Origin of the sequence: Clostridium cellulovorans 743B (assembly GCF_000145275.1) — a bacterium.
Lineage (GTDB): Bacteria > Bacillota > Clostridia > Clostridiales > Clostridiaceae > Clostridium_K > Clostridium_K cellulovorans.
This window is the reverse complement of record NC_014393.1, coordinates 1,125,549-1,139,948: the sequence shown is the minus strand read 5'-3', so window position 1 is coordinate 1,139,948 and position 14,400 is coordinate 1,125,549. Positions and strand designations below refer to the sequence as shown.

Annotated in this window: 11 protein-coding genes and 1 other annotated feature; of the genes, 2 read left to right on the top strand and 9 right to left on the bottom strand. The window is 32.3% G+C overall.

What is annotated here, in order from left to right; translation table 11 throughout:
• Positions 1-348 precede the first annotated feature (348 nt).
• From CLOCEL_RS04690 to CLOCEL_RS04680, 3 genes are all read right to left on the bottom strand, one after another.
• Positions 349-2,340 (bottom strand): methionine--tRNA ligase, encoded by a 1,992-nt coding sequence (locus CLOCEL_RS04690; RefSeq protein WP_010076455.1) that lies wholly within the window; start codon positions 2,338-2,340, stop codon positions 349-351.
• A 73-nt stretch (positions 2,341-2,413) separates the two neighbouring features.
• Positions 2,414-2,658 (bottom strand) — a binding site (T-box leader).
• A 275-nt stretch (positions 2,659-2,933) separates the two neighbouring features.
• Positions 2,934-3,368: a ParB/Srx family N-terminal domain-containing protein gene (locus tag CLOCEL_RS04685; RefSeq protein WP_010076456.1), complete on the bottom strand. Its 435-nt coding sequence runs from the start codon at positions 3,366-3,368 to the stop codon at positions 2,934-2,936.
• A 311-nt stretch (positions 3,369-3,679) separates the two neighbouring features.
• Positions 3,680-5,974, bottom strand: a complete 2,295-nt coding sequence (locus tag CLOCEL_RS04680; protein ID WP_010076457.1) for a glycoside hydrolase family 9 protein — start codon at positions 5,972-5,974, stop codon at positions 3,680-3,682.
• A 478-nt stretch (positions 5,975-6,452) separates the two neighbouring features.
• Here CLOCEL_RS04680 and CLOCEL_RS04675 point away from each other — a divergent pair, with 478 nt between their 5' ends.
• A complete protein-coding gene (locus CLOCEL_RS04675; protein ID WP_010076458.1) occupies positions 6,453-7,217 on the top strand; it encodes a DUF975 family protein in 765 nt (254 codons plus the stop codon).
• A gap of 155 nt (positions 7,218-7,372) precedes the next feature.
• Here CLOCEL_RS04675 and CLOCEL_RS04670 read toward each other — a convergent pair whose 3' ends face one another.
• From CLOCEL_RS04670 to CLOCEL_RS04655, 4 genes are all read right to left on the bottom strand, one after another.
• A complete protein-coding gene (locus CLOCEL_RS04670; RefSeq protein ID WP_010076459.1) occupies positions 7,373-8,173 on the bottom strand; it encodes an SDR family NAD(P)-dependent oxidoreductase in 801 nt (266 codons plus the stop codon).
• Between the two features lie 307 nt (positions 8,174-8,480).
• A complete protein-coding gene (locus CLOCEL_RS04665) occupies positions 8,481-9,311 on the bottom strand; it encodes an SDR family oxidoreductase (RefSeq protein ID WP_010076460.1) in 831 nt (276 codons plus the stop codon).
• Positions 9,312-9,392: 81 nt separating this feature from the next.
• Positions 9,393-10,046 (bottom strand): response regulator, encoded by a 654-nt coding sequence (locus CLOCEL_RS04660; protein WP_029169264.1) that lies wholly within the window; start codon positions 10,044-10,046, stop codon positions 9,393-9,395.
• Complete coding sequence (locus tag CLOCEL_RS04655; RefSeq protein ID WP_242655220.1) at positions 10,039-11,262, bottom strand: sensor histidine kinase; 1,224 nt, start codon at positions 11,260-11,262, stop codon at positions 10,039-10,041. Before CLOCEL_RS04655 ends, CLOCEL_RS04660 begins: the two co-directional genes overlap by 8 nt.
• A gap of 377 nt (positions 11,263-11,639) precedes the next feature.
• On the opposite strand from CLOCEL_RS04655, the gene CLOCEL_RS04650 reads away from it, so the two are divergent.
• A complete protein-coding gene (locus tag CLOCEL_RS04650) occupies positions 11,640-12,713 on the top strand; it encodes a galactose ABC transporter substrate-binding protein (RefSeq protein WP_010076463.1) in 1,074 nt (357 codons plus the stop codon).
• Positions 12,714-13,350: 637 nt separating this feature from the next.
• On the opposite strand, the gene CLOCEL_RS04645 is transcribed toward CLOCEL_RS04650, so the two are convergent.
• Both CLOCEL_RS04645 and CLOCEL_RS04640 read right to left on the bottom strand, forming a co-directional pair.
• Positions 13,351-13,776 carry a hypothetical protein gene (locus CLOCEL_RS04645; protein WP_010076464.1) on the bottom strand — a complete coding sequence of 142 codons (426 nt, stop codon included), beginning with the start codon at positions 13,774-13,776 and terminating at the stop codon, positions 13,351-13,353.
• 20 nt (positions 13,777-13,796) lie between these two features.
• Positions 13,797-14,378 (bottom strand): DJ-1/PfpI family protein, encoded by a 582-nt coding sequence (locus CLOCEL_RS04640; protein ID WP_010076465.1) that lies wholly within the window; start codon positions 14,376-14,378, stop codon positions 13,797-13,799.
• Positions 14,379-14,400: the final 22 nt, after the last annotated feature.

Below are 14,400 nucleotides of genomic sequence, written 5' to 3'. Positions count from 1 at the left end.
TACCATTTTACATTGGAGGTATTCTTTTTTTCTACTCATCGCTAGAAGCTTTTTAGAACCACAGGTAAAACCTGTGGTATTCGTAAAACAAAAATATAACCACCTGTAAATAACTACATCTACAGGTGGTATTTGAGATATATGATGAAACCTGAATCACTAATAAATTGTAATGAAACATTCGACTGATGGTAAATTTATATATAATGAACTAACATATTAACTTAGCTATGAAGTGGAATCCTTTATATTATGTAGTACTTTATATATAATGAACTACCAACCCAACAACCAAATATAAATTAAACTAGATATTCAGTATATAATTCTAAAATTCAATCTTTGAATCTAGAAAGAAATTTGTGATTGATGCTTTTCAAAAAAGTCCACTCGTGGCTCTAAAAACTTTAACTTATGCATAGTTTGATCAACTATAAATTTATAAACTGGCTCAAAAATATATTCCCAATTCCAAAGGTTTTCATTAACATTTAGATATTCTCTTACCTTTTCACAGCTCTTTGGTGCAATTGGATGAATTAAAGTTGTAACAGTTCTAACGGCATGAAAGGCATCTATCAGAACTTGTTTTCTAAGTGCATTATCATCGCTAGTATCTGCTACTCTCATATTATTTACCCAATACTTGTTCATATTACGAATGTAGCTATCTAAAACGTAAATTAAGCTATGAAATTCGTGATTATACATATGCCTTTCATAGGTAAGAATAGCTTCTTTTGATTCTTCCATAATACTATCACTAATTTCACCTACTGGTATTGTACCATTAAAATGCTTTTGTGCCGTGTAAAAACAAGAACGGACAAGTCTATTAAATACGTTAGTCAACAAATTGCCATCTTTTAAAACTGTATCAGGGCCTTGTTTATCTTTTTCCTCCATGAATACTTGTGGCATAAAACTAACACTTCCCTTTGAAAGTCCTAAGCTCAGGAAATGCATACGTAATTGCTCTGGTGTATAATATTCTAATAATTCTCTTGCCATAGGTGGTTTTACAGCACCACTACTACTTGCTTTTTTATTCATAAATAATAGATGGCTGTTAGCAATCAAGTGTGGAAGATTTATCTTATCCCAATCTATTTTATCTCCAGCTTTAATCCCCTCTAAAGCCATAAACATTGCCATTTCAGCAATCCCGTAAAAATAAACATTATCTTCTCCAATAAATTGATATACCTTTGAATCCTCGGAATGCCACCACTCTGTCCATTGGTCAGGATTCTTACCTATGGTTTCAAGATATGTTTTTGTAAAAGAAATAGGAGCCCATAAAGATTCAGGCCAAACCCAAAAGGTTAAAGCTTTCAGCTCTTCCTTATCTGGCACTGGTATACCCCACTCAACATTTCCTGATAACCTAAAAGGTACTAAGGTCTTACCGGTTCTAAAACGAACTCCAACTTCATCAAATACCCCTCTTGCAATATCTCTATCCTCTAGACTTTCAAACACAAAAGTAATAGAAGGCTTTTTAGGTTCATCAATCGTCCTATGCTTCGGTAATTTTTCTTCTAAATCTGTAATACCTTCTAGTTGCTTACGTTTTACAAAAATGACTGGTGGTTTTAGAGATTCTTCTATGGTATTTAATAAATTTTTTCGTAAGTTAGAATTTGCCCTTAAATAATCTACCCTTTCAGCTAAGGTATTGTTATACTCCTCTAATTTAAAATACCAATTTGTCACCTTTCTTAATTCAGGTGTTTTCCCAGATAAAATACTCTTTGGGTCAATTAATTCATCTGGCATATATTGATGACCTAAATCACATTCATCTGCATAACCTTTGTCTGAGCTACACCCTTCAATAGGACATTTCCCAACTACTTGCCTGCCATTTAGAAACACCTTAAAATCAGGGTCATAAAACTGTGGTGAAGAAGCTTTTGCTAAATACCCATTGTCATATAACTTATTAAATATTTCTTCCGATACACCTTTATGAATTTCACCAGCTCTATCCAAGGCAGAAGCTGCGTATAGATTCATGCTCATTTCGTATTTCTCTAAAACTTCCTTTTGTTTTTCATGATATTCACGAACATACTCCTCTATAGACCCTTCATATTTTCCTTCCTCTACAAGCTTTAAATAACTCGCTGAAATAGGTGAGCCATAGCAATCTGTTCCTGAGACAAATATAACATTTTCATTTCCAATTCTATCTCTTAAAAATCTTGCGAAGGTATCAGCATGAACAAACACGCCACCTACATGACCAAAATGTAAATCTTTATTACCATATGGCATTCCCGCAGTTATAATAGCTTTTTTAGGAAATATAGGTCTTTCTATTTTTTTATCTTTCATAATGAACACTCCTTAAAATATAATCCTATCTTTGCATAAAAAAACGTAAAAAAAACACCTCCTACAAATAATTTGTAGGGGCGATTATACCGCGTTGCCACCCTATTTCATTAGTATGTCACCATACTAACCTTATCAAGTACAAAATTATACCCTAGTTCTGTAACGTGAACAAACGTCATAGCATCACCTATGGATAAAATAGGATCCGTATGCAGCTCCAAGACTTGTTTCATTAAATTGTCCACTGTTCCATCTCAGCAAAAGGAACTCTCTGTAAGTTTTAAAAATAACTACTGCTCTTTTCATGGCCTTTTTATTAATATAGTAAACAAATGCACTTATGTCAATATGTTTCCCATAACTTTTTTCTCTGATACATAGGCTCTTAACCTTTTTTCAAAATACATTGCCTTGTATATAATCCATACATATATCAACAACTAAATTTGAATTATCCACAAAATAAATCACTTTAACATATTTGAATAAAGCTAAGATTATACATAAATATTTTTCTTGATATCATTAAATCCTAAAGTCAAAGTTTAGACGAATAATTTAATCTTTGACTTTAGGTATCTATAAAAACTCTAGTAAAAATCATTAATATCATCCTGATAATGTGAATTCCAAATAATAACCCAACATTTTTCAATACCTTCTCTAGTCATAGCCTCAACTCGATGATTTCCATCGTTTATTCTAAAGTCATCTCCTTCATGCTGTACTATTAAAGGTGGCATGCCCCAACCTTTACGAATAAGTTCTTGTAAGTTGAAAATGCGAGGCTCCCAATGCTCTGGTGGATTGTAATATTCCATACCTGGTTCTGGACCACAGCATCGTCTTAACTTATCAATACTTATAAGCAAGGGACCTGTCCAATATCTTTTTTGCAATTTTAGTCCTTCTGAAAAAGGCACATTATTTCCTACAGAATTCAAAAATAAATGAACCCATTCTTCTATTTTTCCTTCCTTTGAAAAGCTTATAGCTTCTTCAACTGTAAATTTCATATCTTTCATAAACCTTCTCCTAAAATTATTTATTCTACTTTTGACTTCATTAAAATAGGGAAATATATAGTATTCTTTGTTCTTACATCTACATAGATATTGTACTGAAACTCTAAAACTATTAATATATCAACTTTATTTATATTTATTTAATACATAAAGACTGCCTATGGAAGTTTTAGTTACCTAGACAGCCTTTATAATTTATCTATATATTCCAATTAGAAATCTACATTAATTTCATAAATGTTATACGCATTCAATGTAGAAACATTACTGGAACCTATATATTTTTATCCTTGATCAATTGATTGATTAATTTAAAGTCCTAATAAAGCCTTCTTTAAGAGGGCAAGGTCAATTGCATTTATTACACCATCTCCATTCATATCTACTACTTCTATGCCTCCTGGGAAAATTATGCTACCTTGGCCTAAAATATATTTCTTAATGTATGCTAAATCAATGGCTGTAACCTTTCCGTTCCCATCAGCATCACCTTTAATTACTAGAACTTTTGTTGTTGGCTCTTCTCCGAATACTTTCTTTCCATTAACATACATTGATATATGAGGGTTTTGAGCATATTCTTCTGTTACACCTTGGCGGCTCCAATCATTAGTAGGGTCCCAATGAGCCTTCCAATTTGAATCTTGACCTGTTACAAGTCCAAAGTGGAATTCTCTAGAACCGTATATAGCATTGCCACTCCAATCAATTTCAACATAATAAATACCCTTTTCTTTATCCCATTCAACTGGAGCACTTATAGTTGCACCCTTAACATCAACAGTATTTGATTGATCGTACATAACAGGACAAGTTATCGCATCTATTCCTTGGTTATATTGCATAAGCTCAGATATATTAAAGAAATATCTAACCTTTATTGTGTCTTCAGTATGAGGTGGATGTACTGTAAGATTGTTGGCTCTTATTGTAACCTGTGTTCTTTCACCATTTTCCTGCTCAAGTTTTGATTCCACAAAGAATTCATCTACAGGAGCTTCTTTTAGTGGAAAATTTTCAAGTGGCATTTGATCTTGTCCAAAATATTTAGTTATACCTGCTAAAGCTCCAACAAAACCTGCATTGTAATCTACTGCAACCTCATTACCTACAAAGTCCGTTGTATCATCTTTATGGCTATCAGTCTGGTCTGGACCTCCTACTAAAGCTCCCCAAAGAGTATGTCTGTGTTCATTTGGGACACCCATGTTGTTAGTTATAGAACCATGAGCAGCTCTGTGATGTGGATGCTTTGCTGAATTCTCTGCATAACCTACCTCATAGCATCTATTCAAAGGATTATCACCTAATATATAATTCATTTGGCTCTTAACCCATGCATCGAAATCACTACTACCAGTTTCCTTCTTATATACTAAGGCACATAATTGTTCAGCTGAATTATAACGTGCTGAGCCCCAAGTATTTACTACCTTGAACCCACCTGGAGTAGCAGCCATAAAGGTTTTGTCACTTGGGTCTTCATGTGGAACCCCTGACCAATATTCGATGTTCCATCTAAATATGTACCAATCTCTCTCTGTATTAGTTATTGGAGCTAGCTTCGCAAATACACCACCCCAAACAACATCCCAGCTATGACACCAAATATTTTGCCAATCATCCTGAGTAGATTTAATTATCTTTCCAAGATAGCCTAAATAACGTCCATCTGGAGAAACCTCAACTATGTCATTAATATAAGATTTTTCTCCTGTTGCAATATTAAGCCATACTGCTGCCCAAGAAAGTTCATCCTCATCATAAGATGAACCATAGAACCCTCCAGAGTATCCAAGTCCACGATACTTAACTGCGAAATTATAAAGAGCTTTTGAAGTACTTAAACATTTTTCAGCATAGGCAGCATCAGTATCTTTCGTATTTAAATACATTATCGCAAGTGCTGCAGCAGCTCCAGCAACTTGGTCACTAGCAGGAGTCTGCGGAGTTGCAAAATATGCAGGTCTAAGTGTAGGTTGAAGTTCTGGCGCACCCCAGTAGCTGTGGTCGGAGCTTCCTTCTCCAACTTGATAGCAGAAAGCCACAACTTCTCCATTTTCATTCATGAAAGTACAACGTAAGAAATAATCTGAATACCACTTTAATAAATCTCTCATATGAGCTTCTTCACCGATTCTGGCATAAGCATCTTTAAATTCATAAAAACCCCAACCTAAAGTAGCTGCTGCATAAGAGCCAGGTAACCCAAACTTAACATGGTCTCCTGCATCATGAAAACCACCACTTAAATCAACAGTTCCATCACCATCAGGATCTAGATATTTTCTGTTGGCATCAATAAATTCTTGAGTTAAGGAAACACCTTTCTCTGCCATTGCACCATCAGCGCCTTTTCCTGCTGGCACTAAAGGGATCTTTGCATCATCAGTATGACAATCCCCTCTCCATTCTAACTTTCCACCTGTAATACCTGCTCCACATTTCTCTGCATCATAAAAGTACATTGATTTTTGAAATGCTTCTGCATAATTGTAAGTCTTGCTTACAGTTTCAGAGTGTGCTTGTACCCCAAGCATTGTGGAAAAGATAGCTAATGTAGCAACACTAACTGTAGTCTTTTTCACTAATTGTTTGACTTTCATTCCCATCATTCCTTTCAAAATATTGATTTTATACAAATGCTTTGTTTTTGAGTTATGCAATTTTCTCAATAAGCACTCATATATCTATAAAGTAACTCAATATAGTAATTCGTATAAATGATTATTTTTTTGCTGAATATTTTGTAAACATTTAACTAACATATGCAAATTTTTAACTCACATCATTTAATTTTCGATAAACAACCTTTTATTTCCTAACTCTTTTTATCATTTCAACCTCAATAAAAGGTCCTAGTTATGTATAAATACTTCTTAACTTGAAAAGCCTAGAAAAAGAAAGTAATCAAAAGCAACAACTAGCATATTGGGATCTAGAAGATACAATTAGTAATTATAACCGTTTATGTGCATATATTAAACTTGTTATAAAGTATAAGTTACCATATAATAAATTTATACCAATTACTTATTCAATGCTTTAAATAAATTAGATTGATATTTTGAATGGAGGATCTATATGTGGTCTAGAAAAGAATTAAAAAACAGAGCTAAAGATATTTTAAGAAAGACTTATTGGCGTGCACTTGTGGTTAGTATAGTAATAGCTATTACTGGTGGAAATGATGCCTGGAGTGGCGGCGGTAACGGTCGTTCTAACTATAAAGATTTTAAAAATCATACTTATTCAAATTTCCACTATAGTGACTTTATAGATTGGCACTTTATACTTGTTTTTGCTTCCATTTTCTTAATAGTATCTGTACTAATACTAGCCTTTCGTATTTTCGTCGGATATTCTTTAGAAGTAGGTGGAAAGAGATTTTTTACTCAAGCTTCTCAATATGGAGATGATAGAATTTGTTTAGGCTTTGGGTTTAATGGTGAAAACTACAAAGGTATAGTAAAAACAATGTTAGTTACAAATATTTTTATTTTCCTCTGGACTCTACTATTAATCATACCTGGTATCATAAAAGCTTATGCATACAGAATGGTACCTTATATCCTTTCAGACAACCCAAATATCGGAACTGAGGAAGCAATTGCTCTAAGTAATAAAATGACTATGGGACATAAATGGGATATGTTTGTATTAGACTTATCATTTATTGGTTGGTATATATTAGGCTCATTACTTTGCGGAATAGGTGTATTCTTCGTTATGCCTTATAGTAATGCTACAAACGCTGAATTATATTTAGTATTAAGAAGAAATGCTTTAGAAAACAACTGGTGTAGTCGTAGAGATTTGTTATTAGATGACGCTAATAATACATGGTAATACTAAGATTACAATATGCTTTATTTTCCTAAGTAAAAAATAATAACTTTGCTATATTAAATAATATAAATATAGAAACAGGATAACCCCCTTATCCTAAGAAATGCTTAGCAATATCTGCTAAGCATTTCTGTTTTTATTAATATTATTTAAATCTAATGTATCTTTGAACCAAGAGCTCGTTTAATTACTTTAGTAGCAAAACCTGGATTTATTCTATACATAAAATCCATAAGATTAGAATCCTTGCCAATGCAGAACTTGTACTTATTTTTTTCCATTCCACTTATAATCTTTTCAGCAGCAGCAGAAGGTGATAATATTAATTTAGAATTTTTCTCTTTTTCCGAAGCACTCTCATTAGTAAGCTGTGAGTTTTTCTTTATATCTGTGGCTATACCACCTGGAAATACAACGGATACATGTACATTAGTATCTGATAGTTCTGAATACAAGCCTTCCGTCATTATCTTAACTGCTGCCTTTGAAGCACCGTATGCACTTTGACCTGGCACTGGGAAAAATCCTCCCATACTAGCAATATTCACAATATGTGCTTCTGGTCTAGTCAATAAATGATTTAAAAATGCTTTTGTCATATACAATGTTCCATAAAAATTAACATCCATTACTTTATCTATTTGTTCAAAGGTTAAATCTTTCAATTGTACAAAGGGTTGTATAATTCCTGCATTATTGATAACTCCATCAATATACCCCAAAGTTCCAATGATTTCTTCTGCAAAATCTAAGACAGCTTTTTTATCTGTAATATTCACAACTCGTGTCAATAATTTATCGCTTCCACCAGATATTTTATATGTTTCCTCTAGTGCAGATTTATTTATATCAATTGCAATTACCCTAGCACCTTTTGATAATAGTTTAAGAACTACTTCTCTTCCAACACCGTTTCCTCCACCAGTAACTACTATGTTTTTATTTTCTACCTTCATAATTTCCCCCTATGATTAATTATTTTATAATCCTTAATATTCAGTTAGCACAACAGGCTATCTTTTATGTTCTTAGTATATAATTCTTAAACCTTTTCCTCAATTGTACCTTTGGGCATCTGGCATTTGCACCTTTGGGTAAAGCTTTTATCTAGGTTCAGCTTTACTATCAATATATAACCTATATATCACTGCAGTAGTGTGGCTTCGTCAACTTTGTTAATTTCCATGGTCATATATATGTTTTGGGGGCAAATTTAATTATGCACATTATACTATCTTAGATTTATAATATCTTATATGAATTTCAACTCTGCTTCATTTTAAGAGGATTACATCCAGAGGCAACACAGCCTCCATCACAAAGTATATCCACCCCAGTTAAATATCCAGCCTTGTCACTGGCACAAAATGCCATCAAATTTGCAATTTCTTCAACATGTCCCAGTCGCTTTATTGCACAAAATTTTATAAGATTTTCAACTTCGTCTTTTTCCACTTCACCCATAGGTGTCTCAAAAGATCCTGGGGAAATTGATAATACTCGGATACCCTTTTGCCCAAACTTTGCAGCATCAGTTTTTGCATACCAAGTAACAAAGTTTTTAGAGATGCCATAAGCTACACCTGACCTAACCTTTTTAGGGAAAAGATTAACTCTTGCCATCATTTTCTTCATAAAAATTTCTTTATTAGTTCTGCTGTATTTATAACTACCTTTGGGCATAATAAATTTCGGAGTAAGATAAGCCGACATAGATGATACATCTATAATGCAAGAACCTTTTTCCATAACCTTATAAAAAACCTCATTTATATTGATTGTACCTAAGGCATTGGCCTCCATTATTGTTACTGCCTCTCCCATATGTGGTGACATTCCTGCTGCATGTATTACCGAAGAAATAGTTCCTATTTCCTTTGCATGGGCTGCTAATTTATTTACTGAAGCTTCATCTGAAATATCACAAGCAAAAGCTTCTGCCTCAATACCTTCTGCTCTTAATTCTTCCAACGCTTTTTCAAGTTTCTTTATGGTTCTACCTACAATAATAATATAGTTATCCTTACCTATTATTTTTGCAGTTGCGAGTCCCATACCACTGCCACCACCAGTTATTACACATACTTTTCTCATAATTTTCCCCTTTCCTTAGAAACACGCTACAATATTTTCATTGATTACCTCTGATAATTACCTGCTAAATTCAAATACCTTCTATTTCTCAATATGGATGATTCCCTGTTCTATAGCTACTGCAACTGCTTGGGGTCTAGACTCAACCTTAAGCTTACTGTATATATTAGTTAGATGAGCTTTCACAGTTCTTTCAGCAATACCCATATCAACAGCTATTTCCTTACTAGTACAACCTCTTGCAACTGCTTGTAGAACAAACAATTCTCTTTCCGTAATCCCTGCGTTAAAAGTATTATTACTTTCTTTTGATTCTTTTTTTGCCCCAAAAATTATCCCACTGATTTCAGGCTGAAGAAGTAGTTCCCCTCTGATTGCAGCCTCAACAGTTCTTATAAGTTCCTCACGAGTACTATCCTTTAACAAATACCCCCTAGCCCCTAAAGCAAGGCCTTCTCTGATTAAATTTTCATCGTTAAAGGTTGTTAGAATAATTATTGGAACGGGATTTTTCTTTTCTTTTAAGGCTCGTATTGCTTCTAGCCCACTTCTTCTAGGCATATTCAAATCCATCAAAACCACATCAGGTTTTAACTGCTCAATAAGAACCAATGCCTTTTCTCCATTTTCTGCTTCACCTATAACTTCATATTCTTCTTCTGTTTCAAAAATTAGCTTTAGTCCCTCCCTAACTACCAAATGATCATCTACTACCAATATTTTTCTCTTATCCATTTTCCTCATCTATTCCTTTCTCTATTGGTATAATGATATTTATATTTGTTCCAACCTTCCGTTTACTTTCTATTTTGATTTCACCATTAATTGCCTTTACACGCTCGGTAATCCCCACTATACCGTAATGTCCAAATAACTTATCTAAAATCCTAATATCAAACCCTACACCATCATCAGAAATATTTATATTAATTTTATTATTGATTTCTATTATTTTGACAACTACATTTTCAGCCTTTGCGTGTTTTGCTATATTATTTAGAGCTTCTCTCACAATGTATACCATCTGTTTAATTATCCTTGAAGATATTTGGGCTTCTATGTTAATGTCTTTTGAAATAAAAGCATTAGATACATTCTTAAAAGTATCTATTTCATTTTCTAAAGACTTATTTAAATCCATTTTTCTTTTTTCATAACTTCTTAGATCATTTATAACAAGCCTAGAATCTGCCAAGGTTCTTCTTGCATGTTCCATTGATTTTTCAACTATCTCATTAGCTCGTTTCACATTCTCCTTACTTAAATTAGCATTTATTGCTTCAAGTTGCATTATCAATCCTGCAAGACCTTGAGAAAGGGTGTCATGCAAATCTCTAGCCATTCTCTGTCTCTCATTAGCTAAGGTTAGCTCTTCAACCTTCTCATAAGCTAACTCTAATTCCTTTAAAACCTTCTGAGTTTGTATCCGCAACTTCACTTGCTTAAAATAAAAGATTGCATATGCACGCATGGCTATAGTTATTATTATAATCAGTGGCAAAGACTGAATTAATTCATGGAAGCCATTGATGATAATGATAGTGCCACCAAAAATACTATAGAAAAACATTGAGGTAAGAATAACTTTAATAGCATCATTATAAACAATCATACTTTGAATGATTAAAAGAGGCACTAACCCAAGAACTATAGTTTTATATCCCTCATGGGCTATTATGGCATAGTCAAAGGTTATTATTCCCTGCACAATAAAGTAAATCCAATACTTATGCTTAAATATTTTGTTAGAAAATAAAAATACTAGAATTTGGATTAGCATAACTATTGTAAATCCTATAGTCTCATGAAAAGATAACTTTCCCGAACTTTGCACAAATACAGTAGCAAGATAAATTAGTACAACACCAAATACCACAGGAAACTTTGGTGAAATCATTTCATCAAAATCTTCTATAAATACTGATTTAAATCTATTTTTCAAAACTTTCACCTACCTCGCTTTTTCTATTGATATATATCTATATTAATTTAAAACACACAGTTCTCATCAATAATCCCTATATATCTGCATCATTAATATATATTTATATTAATTTAAAGCAGTGCTTTCAACAATTGTACCTTTGGGCAATTGTATATAAAAAAAGCGGTGAGCCAAAAACTCAACGCCTTCTCTATTATAATTTATCCACAATAGAAACTTCAATTGTTAAGAATAATCTAAAAGTTATTTTCTTATACTAAATCTATCATTGTATAGAGAGTTGCTTTGCATAGGCAAACGAATATTTGATATTAATCTTCATAATCTAACTATTCAAGAATTAATCTAAGAAATAATCCAGAAGATAATTATGTGAGGTAAAAATGAATTTATTAAAAAGAACTCTAACACTTACTATTACTTTAATTTTTATTATTGTTACACTAACAAGTTGTGGCTTAAAAACAATAAAAGTTTCTTCAAATGTTAGTACAAAAAATCCAATCAAAGTAGGAATATTATTATATTCCTTTGAAGAAATGTATCTTTCCTTGCTAAAAAAAAGTTTAGAAGACATTGAAAAAGAGAATACAGACAAAGTTGAATTTACTTTTTTTGATGGGAAAGCAAATTCAGCTATACAATATCAACTTATGGATGAAATGATTAATAAAAATTTTGATCTTATATTTTTAAATATCTTTGAAAGCAAACAAGAAATATTAGAAGATATTATTTATAGAGCCAAACAAAAAAATATCGCATTAATTCTATTTCTTTCCACTATTCCAAATTTAGATATTATGAAAAGTTATTCAAAAATTGCTATTATAGCAGCAGCTCTAAAAGACCCTCCTGTACTAGAAGGACAAATAATTGTTGATGAATGGAAAACAAACAAGAAAATCATGGATAAAAATGGAGATAATATTCTTCAATATGTTATGTTAAAAGGAAAAAAAGATAGTACATTAAGTGATACAAGAACAAAATATTCACTAGAAACAATTAAGAACGCTGGAATACAAACCGATGAACTTTCAACAGTAGTTTGTAATTGGAATAGAGAAACAGCAAAAGATGCTATTACTTCATTATTTTTAAGATATGGTCCTAAAATTGAAGCAATCATTGCAAACAATGATACTCTCGCTATTGGAGCCATAGAAGGTCTACAAAAGTATGGTTATAATAAAGGAAATAAATCAAAAACTATTCCTGTGGTTGGCATCGATGCTTTGCCAGAAGCTCAAGAATTAATTAAGAAAGGTTTTATGCTTGGTTCTGTTTTTCATAATCCTCGAATTCTAGCAGACACTATTTACACTGTTGGCATGAATTTAGTTAATGAAAAAAAGATTACTGAAGGAACAAATTATAAACTTGATTCATCAGGTATTATAATATCTGCTCCCTTCGAAGAATATACCCTTAAATCTATACCTAAAACTGACTAAGACCTGAAAATATGCTCAAATTATCAAGATTACTTTTCTTGTCATTCATATATACAAAGAGAAAAAGCACTCATTCGAAACAGAATCAGTGCTTTCATCTCTTAAATTCACATAATAAACTTTTTTATTTAAATTTTTAGCCTGAATAATACAAATTGGGGATTTAGCTTTTACCATTCTTTAATACTTTTACAAAACTATACACAATAACAGGAAGAACAACAATCATTATAATCCCCACTAACCTTACTAATTTATCTGGTAACTCAATTCCAAGAAGTGAAAAAAAGCATTTATCACAGTTACAATTCCAATAATAAGTAACTTATTCCCCATATTGTTGAATTTCTCTTATTATTCATTCTCTTATTATTCATTTAAATCTATCTCCATATTACTATTGAAAGTACTCAATCTTAAATTAAAATTTATCCATAAATATAACTTCAAATTATTCTGATACTGTGGTGATCTTTAGTTGTTTTCTCATTACAAATTTTTGTTCTATTTCTGCATGAATAGTAAAGCCGAAGTTTTTATACATCTCAACAAATCCCATAAAATATTTAAGTTCATCTGTAGCTTCTTTTTCGAGATATACTTCAACATAATCAAAACCATCTTTCGCCGCCTCTTCTCAAGCATATTGAAATAATTGTTTTGCTATTACTTTTCTTTTCATATCAGGTTCAACAAGAAAATAATATATAGATTTTACTTTATCATTTGGTTCAATATCCAATTCATTTACTTGGGGCATAAAACGATACCAACCGATACAGTTCAAACATTCTGTTTTTGTATTTGCGTTACACCAACCAACGATACGATCGTCAAAATATGCTAAATATCCTTGTATTTTTCCGCTCTTAACATATTCAATAGCCATTGTTCTTCTTTCTTCACAGGATGGAATCCCTGTTCCGAAACGGTGGTCAGCACTACACCAACACTCACAATAACAAGTATGCTCAGGAATATTGTCATCATGTGGCGTCGTGTCAAAAAAATTTATATATTCTTCTACGTGAGCAGGTGTCAATTTTTTAATTTCGACATTCATTCCATTTCATCCACTAATTTTTAATTATAACCCATGGCTCCTTTTACTTGTTGCATTTTTTCTGTATTAGTTAACATCTCTAATAACTTGAATGCCACCTCAGGAGCTGTCTCAGGACAATATGATGTGATAATGTTTTTATCAATAACAACTGGTTTATTTATAATATTAATACCATACTTAGCAAGTTCTCCTTGAGTCTTCCCATTATCTAGATGATATGTTGTTGCATTTCTGCCTTTAAGTACTCCACTCTCAGCCAAAGCAAATGCAGCAACGCAGACGCTTGCAATAGGCTTTTCATAATAGTCAAATTTTTTTATCAAATCTAAAGTTCTAACATCAAGGGCTTCCTCATTAAATCCAAATTCTCTAAATCCACCTGGTATTGCTAATGCATCATACTCCTCAACGTTAATATCATCTATAAGGACATCCATCATTACAGAGACACCAAAAGTACTAGTAACGATTTTTTCAAACCCACATATATCAATTGAAATGTTGCATTTATAGTCTTCTCTCGCCCAACCCATCACATCAATAAATGCACTAAATTCTAATGTTTCAAATGCTTTTGCACATAGCAATAATATTTTCATATATCTCACTCCATATCTCGTT